This is a genomic window from Komagataeibacter sp. NFXK3, from assembly GCF_054182245.1.
Map to the genome: position 1 here is coordinate 22,951 of NZ_JAPIVJ010000018.1, position 14,641 is coordinate 37,591.

14 protein-coding genes and 1 pseudogene are annotated in these 14,641 nt (G+C 61.6%); 9 read left to right on the forward strand and 6 right to left on the reverse strand.

The features are described 5' to 3' along the window. Positions 1-161: 161 nt before the first annotated feature. From OQZ28_RS15100 to OQZ28_RS15120, 5 genes are all read left to right on the forward strand, one after another. Complete coding sequence (locus OQZ28_RS15100; protein ID WP_084758350.1) at positions 162-1,388, forward strand: tyrosine-type recombinase/integrase; 1,227 nt, start codon at positions 162-164, stop codon at positions 1,386-1,388. Then, a complete protein-coding gene (locus OQZ28_RS15105) occupies positions 1,382-2,302 on the forward strand; it encodes a tyrosine-type recombinase/integrase (protein ID WP_039734203.1) in 921 nt (306 codons plus the stop codon). Before OQZ28_RS15100 ends, OQZ28_RS15105 begins: the two co-directional genes overlap by 7 nt. Continuing rightward, positions 2,299-3,297 (forward strand): tyrosine-type recombinase/integrase, encoded by a 999-nt coding sequence (locus OQZ28_RS15110; RefSeq protein ID WP_039734200.1) that lies wholly within the window; start codon positions 2,299-2,301, stop codon positions 3,295-3,297. The genes OQZ28_RS15105 and OQZ28_RS15110 overlap by 4 nt, the downstream gene beginning before the upstream one ends. Before the next feature lie 105 nt (positions 3,298-3,402). Further along, entirely contained in the window at positions 3,403-3,558 is a 156-nt protein-coding gene (locus tag OQZ28_RS15115; protein ID WP_158003644.1) for a hypothetical protein, read from the forward strand. A 374-nt stretch (positions 3,559-3,932) separates the two neighbouring features. Beyond that, positions 3,933-4,232: a DUF736 domain-containing protein gene (locus OQZ28_RS15120; RefSeq protein ID WP_029329699.1), complete on the forward strand. Its 300-nt coding sequence runs from the start codon at positions 3,933-3,935 to the stop codon at positions 4,230-4,232. Between the two features lie 110 nt (positions 4,233-4,342). On the opposite strand, the pseudogene OQZ28_RS15125 reads toward OQZ28_RS15120, so the two are convergent. Continuing rightward, positions 4,343-4,525, reverse strand: a pseudogene (locus OQZ28_RS15125) (DUF736 family protein); the annotation flags it as partial. Between the two features lie 769 nt (positions 4,526-5,294). Here OQZ28_RS15125 and OQZ28_RS15130 point away from each other — a divergent pair. Beyond that, entirely contained in the window at positions 5,295-5,717 is a 423-nt protein-coding gene (locus OQZ28_RS15130) for a nucleotidyltransferase family protein (protein ID WP_039732420.1), read from the forward strand. Then, entirely contained in the window at positions 5,710-6,174 is a 465-nt protein-coding gene (locus OQZ28_RS15135; protein ID WP_158003646.1) for a HEPN domain-containing protein, read from the forward strand. Before OQZ28_RS15130 ends, OQZ28_RS15135 begins: the two co-directional genes overlap by 8 nt. Before the next feature lie 28 nt (positions 6,175-6,202). On the opposite strand, the gene OQZ28_RS15140 is transcribed toward OQZ28_RS15135, so the two are convergent. The 3 genes from OQZ28_RS15140 to OQZ28_RS15150 form a co-directional block, all read right to left on the reverse strand. Beyond that, complete coding sequence (locus OQZ28_RS15140; protein WP_039732421.1) at positions 6,203-6,937, reverse strand: hypothetical protein; 735 nt, start codon at positions 6,935-6,937, stop codon at positions 6,203-6,205. Between the two features lie 99 nt (positions 6,938-7,036). Then, positions 7,037-7,972, reverse strand: a complete 936-nt coding sequence (locus OQZ28_RS15145) for a DUF2493 domain-containing protein (RefSeq protein WP_039732422.1) — start codon at positions 7,970-7,972, stop codon at positions 7,037-7,039. Between the two features lie 307 nt (positions 7,973-8,279). Then, complete coding sequence (locus tag OQZ28_RS15150) at positions 8,280-9,359, reverse strand: DUF7146 domain-containing protein (protein WP_458136587.1); 1,080 nt, start codon at positions 9,357-9,359, stop codon at positions 8,280-8,282. Between the two features lie 89 nt (positions 9,360-9,448). Here OQZ28_RS15150 and OQZ28_RS15155 point away from each other — a divergent pair, with 89 nt between their 5' ends. Then, positions 9,449-9,724: an HU family DNA-binding protein gene (locus OQZ28_RS15155; RefSeq protein ID WP_039733604.1), complete on the forward strand. Its 276-nt coding sequence runs from the start codon at positions 9,449-9,451 to the stop codon at positions 9,722-9,724. Between the two features lie 77 nt (positions 9,725-9,801). Here OQZ28_RS15155 and OQZ28_RS15160 read toward each other — a convergent pair whose 3' ends face one another. Continuing rightward, positions 9,802-11,004 (reverse strand): DUF932 domain-containing protein, encoded by a 1,203-nt coding sequence (locus OQZ28_RS15160; protein WP_458136588.1) that lies wholly within the window; start codon positions 11,002-11,004, stop codon positions 9,802-9,804. Positions 11,005-11,141: 137 nt separating this feature from the next. Further along, positions 11,142-13,223 (reverse strand): ParB/RepB/Spo0J family partition protein, encoded by a 2,082-nt coding sequence (locus OQZ28_RS15165; protein ID WP_458136589.1) that lies wholly within the window; start codon positions 13,221-13,223, stop codon positions 11,142-11,144. A gap of 279 nt (positions 13,224-13,502) precedes the next feature. Here OQZ28_RS15165 and OQZ28_RS15170 point away from each other — a divergent pair, with 279 nt between their 5' ends. Continuing rightward, on the forward strand, positions 13,503-14,414 hold the full coding sequence (locus OQZ28_RS15170; RefSeq protein WP_458136590.1) for a tyrosine-type recombinase/integrase: 912 nt from the start codon (positions 13,503-13,505) through the stop codon (positions 14,412-14,414). The last annotated feature ends 227 nt before the right edge of the window (positions 14,415-14,641 follow it).

Sequence of the window (14,641 nt, forward strand, 5' to 3'; positions counted from 1 at the left end):
CGATACCTCCGCCGAGGCCGGTCGGGCCGCACCCGTGCCGACAGGCCAATCGTCACAAGCATGGCATGATCGCCGATCATTTCCCCGCACGCCATTTCGGTCGTCCTGATCGATAGATCCCATGGTCATAATTCTGCTTCCACCCGACAGGAGAAGGCTTCATGCCAACAGGTAATTATATTCGCCAGAATTCGGTCAAGACACGACTGGCGGCTGGACTCGCGGCAAATCACGTCGAGGGTTTTCTTCAGTGGCTTCGCGAGAGGCAATACACGCCTTTAACTGTCATTGAGCGAGAACGACTACCTGCATGCTGGACCGATTGGGCATGTGAGGCCGGGTATGCGTTCGAGACCATCCGTGATGCATACAAAGCCTCGTATACGCTGATTGGATCGGGATATCGGTCACGATTTCGCGGCGATCTGCACAAGGACGCCGTGGAGTGCGCCAAATTATTCATTATCTATCTGGAAACATGCAAAGTGCTGGATTCTTTGCCTGCTCCTACCGAACCCGCTCTCCTCGTGGAATTCAGACATTGGGCATTGGAACAGCATGGTCTGGCAGAGACAACGCTCGGTTTTTACCTTCACGTCATTCGTCTTTTTGTTGCCTACATGGGTGAAGATCCGACCACTTATACGGCAGCCACCATCCGTGCCTTCGTCCTGGAACGGGGACAGAATGTCTCACAGTGTCGAGTAAAGGGCATCATTGTTTCAACACGGTCATTTCTGCGTTTTTTGGTTGCGACAAGGCGTTGTCCGTCGGGATTGGTGCATGCACTGCCCCGATCAGCAAACTGGCAGTTGACCTCCATCCCGCGATTTCTTCCGGACACGGAGATTGGGCGCATTATCGATGCGTGCGATGGCGAACAGCATCTCCGGGATCGAGCCATCATTCTACTTCTTGCCCGTCTTGGATTGCGTGCCAGCGAGGTGGCGCGCCTGACGTTTGACGACCTCGACTGGACTCAGGGTCATATTCGTATCCATGGGAAAGGTCGCCGACTTGAATTGCTGCCACTGACGCAGGAAATAGGCGACGCTATCATTGCCTATGTGACGCGTCAAAGACCGCCGGCGCCAACACGAGCGTTGTTCGTCACGGTAGTCGCTCCGGTCCATGAGATTAACCGGATCGTCGTAAAATGCCTGGTCAATCGTGCCTTGACGCGGGCCGGCATAGATAGCCCGCATCGCGGCGCACATATTCTGCGTCATTCGGCGGCAACCGCCATGTTGCGTCATGGGGTAAGCCTGGCTGATGTCGGCGCGGTACTTCGCCACCGCGATACAGCGATGACGGCCCATTATGCCAAGGTCGATCTGACGCTCCTGTCGGCTATTGCCCAACCTTGGGATGGGAGGGCGCCATGCTGATCGACGACGTGAATCGCTACATAACCCTGCGCCGCTCACAGGGGTTCAAACTTGAAAAAACAGCCCGTCATCTCGAGGCATTTGCCCGCTATGCGGCGGAACGCACCGATACCCATATTCGTATCGAGAGCGCGCTGGAGTGGTCATCTTCGACCTCGTCAACCCAACGCAGCCGATATCGAAAACTTCAGGAGCTTGCGCATTTTGCACGTTTTCTGCGCGCGGAAGATCCTCTTCATGAAGTTCCTGACCACCACATATTTTATTGCCCGGTATCGAGACCGACGCCTTACATCTATTCCCGGGACGAAATTGCCCGCATGCTCACTGCAGCGGGCAATTTGCGCCGGCAGAAGCCCAGTCCGCTCAGGCAGCACATATACGTGATGCTGATCGGACTGCTTGCCTCCACCGGTCTGCGGGTCTCCGAGGCGCTTAATCTCAGATTGTGCGATCTGCTACCGGACGGGGTCCTGCATATCCGTCAGACGAAATTCAATAAAAGCCGACTTGTTCCGATGCATCCGAGCGTCGCTGCCGCATTGCGCGACTACCTTGCTATCCGTGAGCGGTTCTCAGGGGAGGACGATCATATGTTTCTGTCCGTTGGTGGAAAGCCGATGGGCGTGGGAACCTTGTATGCAGCATTCCATGTCATCCTGCGCAAGGCGGGTGTCGGCCAAGGGCGCACCCGCCGCCCCCGCATCCATGATCTCCGACATACCTTCGCGACACGGGTGCTCGAACAATGCTCGGCCCGACGGGAGGATGTGGCACGCGATTTTATCGCGCTGTCGACGTACCTCGGGCACGCACATATCCGATATACCTACTGGTATCTGCAGGCGACACCTGAATTGATGAGCGATATCGCGGGAATGGTCGAAAACCTGATCGGGGAGAAGCTGTCATGACCCCGATCGCGCCTCTCATCACTGGCTTCCTGCGTGACTACCTACCCAATCAGCGTGGTTTCAGTCCGCATAGCTGCGATGCCTACGCCCGTAGCTTCACGCTGCTCCTCACTTTTGTCTCTACCAGATTACGTGTGCGGCCAGCCCAGCTCATGCTCGAACAGATTGATGCCGACATGGTCATCGCATTCCTCACCAATATCGAACGGGAGCGCGGCAACAGTGCTTCCACCCGGAATCTGCGGCTCGCGGCAATCAAGACATTTATGCGCTACGTCGAATTGAAATATCCCAGAGCACTGGAACAGATTGCCCAGATCAGAGCGATCCCGGGCAAGCGGCATGAACAGAAACTCGTTCAACATCTGACGCTGATCGAAATACGCGCTGTTCTCGACGCTCCCGATCTCAAGACCCGTGCAGGAATACGAGATCGGGCCATGCTGCATCTTTGTTTCGCAGGTGGATTACGTGTTTCTGAACTGGTTGGTGTCCGCCTTGAAGACGTCGTCCTGCATCCCGCACCCAGCGTCACGGTGTTGGGCAAGGGGCGGCGTGAGCGGTGCCTGCCGCTCTGGAAAGATACCGCGCGCGATATCCGGGCATGGCTCGCCGTCAGAGGCACGCCACCAACACCGGAATTATTTACCAATGCACAAGGCCGGACGATGACGCGCGCAGGCTTCGAATATGTCCTGGAAAAACATGCGGCTTCAGCCGCAAGTCAATGTCCCACTTTATCAGACCGCGTGATTACACCTCATCTCTTGCGGCATAGCTGCGCGGTGACCATGCTTCAGGCTACGCGCGATATTCGCAAGGTTGCGCTCTGGCTGGGGCATGCGGATATCCGAACGACCGAGGTCTATCTGCGGATAGATCCATCCGAAAAACTCGAGGCAATCGAGGCTGTGTTACCGCCTTCACTCCGGCGAGGACGTTTCAAGGCACCCGACGCATTGATCGCTTCCCTGATGGCACATCGGGGAGCATGACATCGTCAGAATTTGGACCTGATCGCTCCATGGCGGTCAGGTTCTCTTCCATACCGGCGCTCGGCGTGGGTCTGGTCGTGCCGGGAAATGATCGGGGACCATGCCATGCTTGTGAAGATCGGCCTGTCCGGCACGGGTGCGGTCCGACCGGCCACGGTGGAGGTGCCGGTCACGGCTGCGCTCAGTATCGGCGGCGCCTGGCCGATCGTCCGTCACACCGGCATCGAACGACCTGACCTCACATCGACGCTCACGTCGTGATCCGCTGACCGGTTCCCATCGTGCCGCACATGCCCTGCCGTGACGTCTGGGCAGGGGACGGCCTGTCTGTTGCCACGGGTCAATGCGTCCGGCGACCGCCGTGCAGCATCGTATCCCCCGGATGTCTGTTGCTCACCACCCCAAACGGCCTCTCTCAAAGGCGTGTCTGGCACCATGCCGGCTTTGCTCCCGCAACGGCTTGGCCTGGCTTTTTCCCCTGCGCTGGCGCGCATTCCTCGCGAGACAAAAACCCTGGCTGACGCCGTCCTCCGCTGCGCTGCGGCCCTGCGGGTGCGGGCCAGCCGTCCCGTTGCCTGCAGACCGCCATCGAGGCCGCATGGGGCGGCGTCGATACACTGACAGGAGATACGACAATGGCACAGATCGGCACCTTTACCCGCACCGAAGACGGCATCTTCAACGGCACGATCCGCACCCTCAACATCAACGTCAAGGCGACCATCCGGCCCGTAACCCGGGAGCATGACCGGGCTCCCGACTACCGGGTCGCCGCCAACGGGGTTGAACTCGGGGCCGGGTGGAGCCGGACCGCCAAGGACAGCGGTGCCGAATACCTCTCGCTCAAGCTCGATGACCCCTCCTTTAACGGGCCGGTCTACGCGAGCCTCGTGCAGGGCGACAACGGCGAGCACAAGCTCATCTGGTCGCGCTGACCACCTCCCGGCGCCCCGTCCAACGCGGGGCGCCGGTCTCTCACCACCCCGATATTATGCGGAGCAGAAACCAGTCCAAACCCGCAGAAAACCGCCATCCCGGATCACCCGCTCCGCATAATCCCGGACTCCACATAATCAATCCTGCCCAGATAGACGCGGTAGTTAGGTGCGTTGTCGTTGGCGCGGTTGGTTTCGGCCACCAGCCGGACGTTGCGGGCCTGCAGGGCCAGGGTGACGATTTCGCCTTCGAAGCCTTCGCCCACCTTCTTGAAGGAACCGATGTTAGCCATTGTCGTGTCTCCATGCTGTTATCGGGCCGCGACCACCGTGGCCTCGATGGCGATCGACCAGCCGGAGGCGAGCGGCAGAGCACCCCGCAGGGGCCGCAGCGCAGCGGAGGACGGCAGGGCCGGAACTTTCTTGTTTCGCGAGGAATGACGGCGCAGCCGGCAGGGGAAGAAAGTTCTGGAACGCCGTTGCGGCCAGCCGATCGAGGCGCAGCCGGTCTTCGGCTAGATCAGCCATCCGACAGAGGCCATGGTGTGCGGACCCGACAGCCCTATGGAGAGATACGATGCCGGCATGACCGGTCCGACAGGTGGGGAACGTGCGACAGGAGGATATCGCGCTCGCCCGGTGCAACCGTCTTGCATGCTGGTGGCGCGGACTGCGGCCAGACAACCGCCCCCGACTGCTGCGTTCCTGCTGCGAACGGTTCGGGCCGCATCCTATGGACCCGTCGTTCCAACGAAGGCTGGCCAGCCGATTGCCCGCTGGACGATCCGTCCTTCGCCACGGACAGTCCGACCGTTTCACCGGTGAGGAAGGGGCAGTCACGTCCCTTGTCAGCCACTCGCACAGCCGGAAATGGGAGAGACGTCGCCGCCCCTCCCGATCTCTCCGGGCGGGGCCTTCCGGGTGCGCCGCGCCCGAGGTGGCGGGCAAAATGGTCGCACTCCGGCTGACCGTTCATGTCCGCAGCCCCATGATATGTGACGACGACATGATGGAATTGTGCTAGAACGCGCCGTCTAGAGGCTGAACAAGTAATGGGCTGTCATGATGCCAACGGTGACGAGCAAGAATGATGGGGGCAGCATCGCCGTCGATGCTGTTCGCAAAGCCGCAGGATCACGAGACTGGCGGCATAACAATCGGACGCGTGCCCTACTGGCAAGCGAACCTAAGCTCAAAACCATTGTTCGTCTGGCAAAGCAGAAGCTGGGGGCGAAGCAGGTCTGGATTTTCGGGAGCCGGGCCACCGGCACAAACCGGCCTGATAGCGACTGGGATATTTTCCTCGTTCTTCCGAACCGTGCCAGTGACAGTGACCTCAGTCCCAGCAAAACCTGGGCCGTCGGTCGAGAGGCCGGCCTGACTGCGGATATCGTCGCTGAACGAGACGCCGAGATTCGCTCGACTATCAACGTGCCCAACACATTGTCCTATATTCTTCACCGTGAGGGTGTGCGCGTTGGCTAAAACGCCCGATCCCGTTGCAAAAAAGATCGGCTCGCAGATCTGGCTGGCCAATAATTTCCTCGGTGATGCGCGCCTGCTCCACGCTTCCGGCAGCCGAAATGCGGTCAACCAGCTTTTCTACGCGGTCGAGGCTGCCCTGATTGCCGTCATGACTGCGGAAGGGATCCACATCGGACGTCAGCATCAGCACCAGCTCGGCGCCATTCTCGATGACCTGCCTGACGATAATCCGTTGAAACCGGGATTTCGTGAGGTTGAGGTGCTGACGGCTTATGCGACCACCTATCGCTATGCGACACCCGGCGGCAATATTCCCCGCGCCCCCGATCCAGATGACGTCGACCGCTGGCAGGAAACGGCTTCACGTCTGGTCGAAACCATCACACGACATTTCGGGGTAACGGTCACGCCGGATGCATTCAACGCGATCGCAGACGTCACCTCGCCTCCTCGCTGAGCGGTTCCTGCCCTAGTTCGCAGGAAGATCACAATTGAGCCTGGGACAGTCGCGCCATGCGGCGGATCGTCGTGCAGAGTGCATCCGCCTCCCGACGCGCATTACCGAACGGTACGATTGTCATATACGTCACGCCGTTGGGGTCCAACTGATACTGGAGTTCGAGAAAGGCTGTCTCAACGGTACGTGTGATCGAGCGAGACCGACCGCCGAAAGTATAGCCGCCGAACAAACCACTGCGCGACAGACCTCCAATAGTGAAGCGTCCGCCATGACGTGTATTCGTGATGTGCGTCGCCTCACGCTCCACCTGAACTCCGACGATCTGGTCAGCACGCAGATACCGTTTCCGATAATCGCTCTTCTGGTCCATGACGATGACCTCGCCCTGCCGGGTAATCGCCAGTGCGCCCGGCGTCTCCTGCCACCATATCCGCTTTTGCAGGACAGACGAATTGCCCGCCTGAATTTCAGCCCCCAGCTGCTCGGCGGCCTTTTTGTAACGAAAATTCTGAAAGGGGGTGAGAATGAATGCCTTAACGCCCTTGATCAGCAGACCTGAAATCAGGAAGCATAGAAACCCGTTCAGAAGAGCGCCAGCAACGCTCAAATGAATCAGATTTCCAAGGACCGGCGGCGCCACACAGATAACCATGATTGCGAGCGGGACAATCGCCGTAATTCTTTCAGTCTTCTGAACGCAGGTCAGAACGCTGTCATGCGAGCCGATGTCCGCCTGCGCCCCTGGCAATGCAGTTTCCATACCGCTCTCCCTGTGTGGTTCGGTAACACTTCGTGACAGTGTATATGACGACCATGCACTGGTGAATACCGAAACAGTATTCTCATTTGGAGAAGGCGCTCACGCGCCAGCCTCCTTGCGAAACCTCCAGACCGGGATACCCATCTGTTTGGCCTTGTCGGCCAGATTGTCCTGAATGCCCGATCCCGGAAACACCATGACCCCGACGGGCAGGACTTTCAGCAGGGCGTCGTTGCGCCGGAACGGGGCGGCCTTGCCGTGCCGGTTCCAGTCGGGCCTGAAGGCAATCTGCGGAATTTCGCGATGGTCCGCCCAGCGAGAGGCAATGAATTCCGCCCCCTTGGGTGAGCCGCCGTGCAGCAGCACCATATCGGGATGCTTCTCGCGCACCTTGTCCAGACGGTTCCAGATCAGATGGTGGTCCTCGTAATCAGGGCCGCCCGTGACCGCGACCTTTGGTCCGGGAGGCACCAGCAATTCCGTTTCAGCTTTCCTGCGCGCGTTGAGGAAATCGCGGCTGTCGATCATGGAAGCCGTCAGGGTGCTGCGGCTGACCAGCGAGCCGGAGCGCGGGCGCCAGGGCGACATCGTCAGGCGTTCGAACTGGTCGCAGGCGAGGTCGCGAAAGATCTCGTAAGCGTTGCGTCGTTCCAGCAGGGTCAGCCCCTCGGCAATGAGCCGCTCCAGTTCCACCGAGCGGATTTCGCTGCCATCCTGTTCCTGCTGGCTGCGCTTCTGCGCCTGCTCGTTGCGATCAAGATTGCGCTCCACCTGCCCGACCATACGGTGAAAGACATTGACGGTGGACCAGAGCAGCGGTTCGAGATCGGGTTCCAGCCGGGTGTCGGTCAGCGTGGCGGACAGGGCATCGAAGATGTCGACCACCGCGCCCTCGATCTGGCTGGCGTCGGGCAAGGGCCTCGGGTCTGGCTCATCCTCGAAGGGACGGTGGCCGTAAAGCTGGAGTTCCGCCAGCACGTGGGCGGTGGAAGATGTGGCGTGTGCAGGTTCGAAATCGTCCTGTGTGCGGGTCATGGGTCTGTCCTCCGGTTCTGGCCTCGCCCCTCGCGGCCTTTCCGGGGGCGGATAGCGGCAGACGAAGGCCGGGCCGGAACCGCGCATGGCGCGGCCGGAACGCAGTGAAGGATGGCAGGGAGACGGCTATTTTGCTTCGCGATGCAAAGCGCGGCACGCGCGGCGGAAAATAGCCGTCTCCGCCATTGCAGGCCCGGTCTGGCTGACGCCCGCTCCCCTTCCAGAAAGGCCGCGGGCGCGCCTCATCCGGAAACGGGACAGCCCCGCGCGCCACACCGGAAAGAAGATACCCCCTTCCCGGCCCGCCTCAGTGCGTGACCGGATGCAGGAACCGCGCCACGTCCTGCGGGGCAAGCTGGGGATGCAGGATCGCCCGCATCGCCCCACGCCCGAGATAGCGCAGATCATCGTTGAAGTCCGCCAGACGCGGTGACAGCACGAGGCACTCGATCCCGGCCTCCTGCGTCCGGTCCTGCAGGGTCATCACCGCATGGTCTCCGGCCGGGTCGTCATCGCGCAGCACGTAGAGGCGGCGCAGCGCAGGTGGAAACACCATGGCGGCGAGATGCGCCGAGGACAGGCAGGCGGCCAGAGGCAGATCGGGCATGACCTCATGGAGCGACAGCACCGTCTCGATCCCCTCGCCTGCCGCCAGAACGTCAGAGGCTGCGCCAAAACGCACGGCATGGCCGAGCAGGTCGCCCATCGCCCGACGAGGCATGGCGACGGGGGCCTTGCCCTTTCCGTCCCGCGCCAGCCAGGTCCGATGCACGCCGGTGACGCGGCTATCCGGGTCGGTGACGGCGGCGATCATGGCGGGCCAGGTCTCGGTCGGACTGTCGGCATCGGCCCGGTAGTAGCAGTCGGGGTGGAAACGCAGGGATGACAGGTCCGTCAGGCGGGTAAGATCACGCTGGCGCAGCCAGGTTTCCGCCAGTGTGCCCGCAATCGGGCGGGACATGGCCCAGAGCCGACGTGCGGCGTCTGCGGTGCCAGATGCCTGCCCCGAAGTATCGTGGCTGAACGCATGGGAACGGCCGCGATCAGGGGCCGATCGTGGCTCGGACTGCGGCAGGCAGAGAAACCGCCGGGCCTCGTCGGCAACATCGCGAAAATCGAGCAACCCGAGGCTTTCGCGGATGATGTCGAGCAGATCACCGTGCTGCCCCGTCGCGCCATCCGTCCATTTGCCCGCGCGGCCACGCCCGTCCGGTCCACCATGCAGGCGGACATAGAGCGACCGTCCCGGCGTGTTGTGGACGTCGCCGACCAGCCAGTAATTGCCGTGCCGTCGTCCGGCCGAGAGGTAATGCCGGCAGACCGCCTCGGCGTTTTCGGCCAGCCTGCCGGCCAGATCGCCAGCATCCCATGACTGCGCATTGGTCATCTCACCCTCCCTGCAGGCTTGATGCCGCCATGATTCCCCCGTAACGGCAGAGGCAACGGGCACAGGCCCGAATGCAAAAGGATAGTCCCATGAAGATTGCCGATCTGGTCGATCATATCGCCACCACCACCGACACGAGCAAGACCGATACCCGCAAGGTGCTGGACGCCCTGGTCGAAGCGATGACCACCGCCGCCAGGACCGGTGATGAAATCACCCTGCCGAACTTTGGCAAGTTCAAGGTCAGGGAAGTCGCCGCCCGCGAAGGCCGCAACCCGGCCACGGGTGCGACCATCCAGATCGCGGCTTCGCGCAAGCTGGCGTTCACGCCTGCCAAGGCGCTCAAGGACAGCCTGAACGACTGACCTGCTGACAGGCAGAAGGCGGCGGACCTCGTCCGCCGCCCCTTCCCCACCATGCCGCTTTCTGATGATGGGCGCGTTCATCCGACCTTCTCCATCAGCTTGCGTGCCCTGCCCTCCAGATCCAGCCGCGTATCCTGATTGGTCTTCGTCCGTGCCAGTGCCGTGATCCCCTGCACGAAATCGAACACGCTCTCGGGCTTGCGTCCCTCCTCGTTCAACACGGTTTCAATGATCCTGGTGGTTTCCGGTTTCGAGAACCCGCGACGACGCAGGAAACTTTCCCGATCGTCATCGGTTCTGGCCACCAGCGCCTTGCGCGAGGCCTGAATGCCAGAGACGAACGAGGCCGGACTGGCCGTGGCGAAATTCCGGAGCGCCGGTGTGGCCTGATGCACGAAGCGGGAAGCAGCAAACTTGCTATGCCGGATCGTGATCTGTTCGAAATTTTCCACGCCCCATAACATGCGGTTTTGACACACTCCGCGCAGATAAAACGACGCAATACCAAGACTCTTACTGCCAACTTCCGAATTCCAGGCATAGAAACCCCGGAAATAGAGATCAGGTTCGCCGTTGGGCAGACGCCCGGCTTCAATCGGGTGCGTATCGTCCACAAGGAACAGGAACACATCCCTGTCTGACGCATACAGGGTGGTCGTCTCCTTGGTGATATCGACATAGGGATTGTGGGTCATGGTGGCCCAGTCGATGACACCCGGTACCTTCCAGTTGGTATCGCCTGTGCCGTCACCGGCGATCTTCCGCACCGCACCCACCAGTTCGTGGTCCCAGATGCGGCCGTAATCGGGGCCGGTTACGGCGCGCAGTTCCACCCGCCCGTCTTCGGTCTCCAGCGTTTTGACCAGTTCGGCGCGGTGTGACAACAACCCATGCTGCAAATTGATCGCCGCCAGTGGGGCCGGAAGGTTACGCAGATAGGACGATGGTGCGCTGACCAGACTGCACATCTGGCCAAAGGACCAATGGGTGGGCGCGATCGGCTCATTCTGCCCCGGCACGGTCAGGGTCAGGCGCTCGGCATTGTCGCGGGACGCCTCCACGCGGATGGCGCGGCTTTCCACCGTACGAGCGGTGGCCCGATCCGCCCGCGCCAGTGTGGCGGCATGCAGGTCAGACAGGGACAGGTAGCGCTCGTCATCGGGCCGCGAGAACCATTCGGACGAGACGCGGGCATTGCGCTCGCCACGGGAGGGATCAATCCGGAAGCCGCTCGAAGTGGGGCTACGGGACGCAGGGGGCAGGATGGTGGTTGTGGTCATGGAAAACTCTCCTCTGATGCCGGTTATTCGGCACCCAAGGCGAAGCCGACCTCTCCCTCTTTCCGGGGCGCCGGACATGAAAAAGCGGCTTCCGGGCGCCGGAAGCCGCTGTCTCAAAGTTCCAAAAATCCATTGCGCTATTCGGCAGCAATGGCCTCCATATCCCCTCCTGCCGTCACTGTTTCAACCTGTGCCTGATCGGCCAGCCCTACGGTCCGCAACGCCTCGGGCAGCCAGCCCGAACCATCCAGCAACCGCTCGGCCTCGCGGGCCATGTCGGGCTTCTTCAGGTGGGCGATGCGCTCTGCCGCCTCATCACCGCGTGCTTCCCGCACCGCCAGGAGGATACGGGCCTTGGTCACCCGGCCGAGATAGTTCTCGACCGTGGGCTGCCAGCCTGCCTCGACCAGATCGAGGCTGAGGACTGCGACCAGACGGTCTGCCCGCTTGAGACGCTCGGTCACGCTGCGCTGGGACACCGCGCCATAGGCGGGCACGCGCTCGTAGAGGGCGTTGATGCCGAAGGACAGGCAATGGGCCAGCAACGCCATGCGACTGGCGTCGTCTAGATCGTCGATCCAGCGCCACAGCGCATCCTCGTCCTCGGGCAGGTCGTGTTTCCAGCCCTCGTTGCGCTGGCGCAGCGCATGCGCCGGTACACTGCCCGGCATGTCGGGCGAATGGACCGGCAGGGGGATTTCCCGGACATAGGCTTCCAGGCAATCCGCGCCTGGTGTCTGCCAGTAAACATCGCGCACCAGCGTATGCAGGAATTCAGTCAGCGCGATGTGCGGGTTGCTGGCAAACGCGTCCCGCAGGGCCAGCGTGCGCCAGGCTGTCAGTTCGGTGAGCAGCCGGTCAGGCAGCGGCCTGATCCCGTCTTCCTCCTCGGGTTCGACGTCGGGGACAATGCTATCGCCCACTGCGCCTTCATCACTGCCATAATCAGCAATACGTTCATCCCGCCCTTCATACGTGGGGTGATCGTATTCATCTGCACCGTCAACATCATCGGTCTCCTCCGGCTCGGCCGGCATGTCCTCGGGCAGCACGAACCCCCGCTCCACCTGCAGCGTGCCATCGCTGTCGAGGCTGACGAAGGCGCCTGCCCGCGCCATGTCAGCGGGATCGAACGCCAGTGGCCGTTCTTCCAGGGCAAGAATGGCCTGTTCTATCTCGCCCAGTCTTGCATCGACCTCGTCCGGATATTCATCGGCCTGGGCATATTCAGCCTCGATGGTTTCCTGCTCGGCGCGCAGGGCTTCGAGACGGGCTGTCTCTTCATCGGTCAGAGGTAATTCCGTGCCATCGATCTCGACGAACTGCCGTGTGTGACCCCATGGGAACGACAGGGCGGTTTCGACCCATTTCCAGCCCTCGGCACGGATATCCTCTGCGGCTGCATGCAGCTTTTCCATGACCAGCTGGTCCAGAATAGCCGGATCCTGCAGCCAGCCGCCGTCATCGGCCTCGAACAGGTCGCGCATGACGTGGCCACCCGCTACGATATAGGCCTCCAGCCCGACGAAGCGGGCGCGGGCGTCCGAGGCCCGCACGGTCTTTTCCGTCAGCATGCGACGGATGACGTAGGGTTCGCGGTTATGGCTCTGGGACACGATGTCCCAGACCTGTTCCTGGCGGGCATGATCATCGCTGATGGAAAAGGCCATCAGCTGTTCCAGCTTCATGCCATCCTGCTCGTAGATATCGAGCAGTTTGTCGGACACCGTCATCAGCCGCAGGCGCTGTTTGACCACGGCCGGTGCGACAAAGAACGCGGCAGCGATTTCTTCCTCGGACATGCCTTTCTCCAGCATGTCGCGAAAGGCCCGAAACTGGTCCAGCGGATGCAGGGCCACCCGCTGCACGTTCTCGGCCAGGGAATCTTCCTCGGCAAGAATGGCCGATCCGGCCTCGCGCACGACGCAGGGCACCGGGGCGGTCTTCGCCAGTTTCTTCTGCTTCACCAGCAGTTCAAGGGCGCGAAAACGTCGCCCACCGGCTGGCACTTCATAACTACCGGTTTCGACACCAGCATCATCAAGGATGGGGCGGACATTCAGGCTCTGCAGCAGACCCCGGCGCTCGATGTCGCGGGCCAGTTCCTCAATCGACAGGCCGGACTTCACACGCCGCACGTTGGACTGGGACAGCACCAGCCGGTTGAACGGGATATCGCGGGACGAACTCAGGGTGATTTTGGGAATAGCGGTCGCCATGGCGAAAAACTCCATGACGGGCGGACAGGAGCCTCTCTCCCACCCTCTCAACCCGTCACGAAAATCCGCGCAGCCCTCTGACTCTAAAGGCTATACCCGAGCCAGCACACTCTTCCCTTTCCCGGCAGAAAAATGTCGGCAATGCGGGGGAAGAACGAACCCGCTGCGCGGGATTGGTGCGGTGTGCAGGCCTGTCACCACGGCGTGAGCGATCTGTTTTATTTGGAACTGTCCTGATCGGGCCAAGCACTCTGGCTTCTTCCCACCAGAAGGAGCCGGATGATGACAGAGTCCCTGTGCATTGCTGCAATCAGACCCCTTCGCCAGCGCCTGCTTGATGACATGGCGGTGCGGCGGTTCTCCCGGGAGACGCAGCGCAATTACCTTCGAGATGTCGGCCGTTTCGCCACGTTTCTGGGCCGCTCACCCCACACGGCAACAGTCGAGGATGTGCGCCAGTTCCAGATTGCGCAGAACGAGGCTGGCATGCCGACACCGACCATGAATGCCATCGTGTCGGCGCTGCGGTTTTTCTTCACCCAGACGCTCGACCGCCCCGACCTTGCACGCAAGCTGGTCCGGGTAGCGCAGCCCCGCAACCTGCCCGTCGTGCTGAGCCGTGATGAAGTTGCCCGGTTGCTCAACGTGACCGTATGCCTCAAGCATCAGTCCGCCCTGTCGGTCGCCTATGGGGCAGGCCTGCGGGTGGCCGAGGTCGCCGCTCTCAAGATCAGCGATATCGACAGCGAGCGCATGCTGCTCAGGGTCGAACGGGGCAAAGGGGGACGATATCGCAACGCCATGCTTCCGGCAGACCTTCTGCCCCTGCTGCGGGAGTGGTGGAAGGCCGGACGCCAGCAGGGCGTGATGCATTCCGGTGGCTGGCTGTTTCCCGGGCAGGACACCATGAGGCCCATCAGCACACGGCAGCTCCATCGTGTGGTTGTCGATGCCGCGCGGGCTGCTTCGATCACTAGACGTGTGGGGCCTCATACCCTGCGGCACAGCTTTGCCACGCACCTGCTTGAGGATGGTGTCGATGTCCGCGTAATCCAGGTCCTGCCGGGTCATTCCCGCCTGGAGACCACGGCCCTTTATACAAAAGTTGCGACACGGACCGTGCGGGCCGTCATCAGTCCGCTCGACAGGCTGGGCATGCTGACGACGGCGCAGGCAAGGCCCGACGGCTGATCCCGGAGCAGGGGCGGTCACGCCACCGCCCTGCCCATGTTGTGGTGGTCCGATGGTCGTCATCCAGATCCTTCCCCGCTGGTGCCAGCCCCGAGGGCCGCCACGGGCGACTGATCCGGCCGGGGGATCACCATGACAGCCCGCAGAGACCACAGCATGACCGATCCCGATGTCGGAGTGGCTCCGCCCCGGCAAACCGGGGCTCCTGTACGCATCACTGAAAAAAT